This window comes from Sphingomonas sp. (assembly GCF_040398505.1).
Classification (GTDB): Bacteria; Pseudomonadota; Alphaproteobacteria; order Sphingomonadales; family Sphingomonadaceae; genus Sphingomonas.
This window is the reverse complement of the sequence record NZ_JBBATX010000196.1, coordinates 1-1,733: the sequence shown is the minus strand read 5'-3', so window position 1 is coordinate 1,733 and position 1,733 is coordinate 1. Positions and strand designations below refer to the sequence as shown.

General features: G+C 65.7%; 1 protein-coding gene. It reads right to left on the bottom strand.

Annotated elements, in window-relative coordinates:
- A partial coding sequence (locus ABWP09_RS14325) for an acetate--CoA ligase (protein WP_353205792.1) occupies positions 1 to 1,733 on the bottom strand: 1,733 nt, incomplete at both ends.

Genomic DNA, 1,733 nt, shown 5'->3' with positions numbered 1-1,733 from the left:
GCGGATTGGTAACGGTGACGGTCGCGACGCGCTTGCCCGGGGCGACACTGTTATATTGAACGAGGAAATAGCGGTTGCGCTCGAACAGCGACTGCTCCTCGCTCAAGCGCTGCTTGTGCTGCCAATCGTCGATCGCGGTCTTGAGCTCGGTCAGCGCTTCGGGATTGCGCAGCGTCGTCACGTCGCCGACATCGCCGCCCTCGACCAAAGCGCGGACCATGCGACGCATATATTTGCCGCTGCGGGTTTCGGGGAATTGCGAGACTTCGATGAAATCGGCCGGCACCGCGACCGCGCCTTTCTCGCTGCGCACCAGTTCGAACAAGCGGCGCTTGTCGTCGAGCGTCAGCTTGCGCCCTGCCACGGGCACGATGAAGGCAAGCGGCGTCAGCCCTTTCTCGCGGTGCGGCGCGCCGATTACCAGCACGTTGCCGACAGGCGAATCCGGATCGAGCGCCTTGTCGCGCAGCACCGCGCCCTCGATCTCCTCGGTCCCCATGCGGTGACCCGAGACATTGATGACGTCGTCGCTGCGCCCGTGGAGCGAGAAGGAGCCATCGTCATGCGCGATCGCGAAATCGCCCTGCGTATAGGCCCAGGTGCCGCGCCAGCGCTTCCAATAGCCGTCGATCCAGCGGTCGGCGTCACCGCGCCAATTGCTCGCCACGCTGCCATTCTCGACGCGGAAATGGTCGACATCGCCCCAGATCGTGCGGGCGAGATAGGGGTAAGGCGCGGCGATAACGATCTCGCCTTTCTCGCCCATCGCGGCCTGGCGCCACGGCACGCCATCGCCGCCATCGCGCACGAACGGCGTGGCATCGGTCACCGCATCGGCATCCTCAACCCAGACATCGCCGACGATCCACGGCAGCGGATAGGCGTGCGCGTCGGGCCTTAGCGGAAAATCGCGATTGCCGTAGAAATGCGTCCAGGCGATGCCGCCATGCTCGGTCGCCCAATAGCTGTTGATATAGTGCGGCACGACATGCTGCATCCCGAATGCCTGCACCGAGGGCGAGGTCGGCTCGGCGCAGAAGGTCGCGACGCGCAACGCGCCCATGTCGTAGCGTTTAAGCTCGGCGAGGTTCGACGGGTCCGACATCACCGATTTGAGGAAGGTAACGCCCGCCTTGAAGATGGTGACCTTGTGCCGCTCGATCATCGAGGCGAAGCGCCCGGCGTGCGGGAAGACCGGCGATCCTTCGGACACGACGCTCGTCACCCGCGTCATCAGCGGCGCGCAAATGAGATAGCTTTGCCCGGTAATCCAGCCGGGATCGGCGACGACGAACAGTGTGTCGCCGGGCTGCGCATCGAACGCCACCGCCATCGTTTCGGCCAGCCCGGCGGCATAGCCGTGTGCATGGACGATCCCCTTGGGCTTACCGGTCGAGCCCGAGGTGTAGATGAAGAACATCGGATACTCGGCATCGACCGGCAGCGGCTTGGACGAGGCCCAGATCGCGCGCACGAAATCCTGATCGGGCAGCGCGAGCAAGTCGGCCTGCGTGGTGACCGAAAAGCCCGCCGCGCGCGCCTTCGCCAGCAGCGTTTCGAGCGCCGCATCGGTCAGCTCGTGGCTCCAGCGGTCGCGCTCCTCGCGCCAGATGATGTCGGGCTGCGCGGTGTGGCGCACGACGATCACCGTCTCGACGCGCGGCGGCAGCGTGACGAGGCTGGAGGCGATCGCGATCCGCACGCGCGCGGCATCGGCGCTGCTGATCCGACCT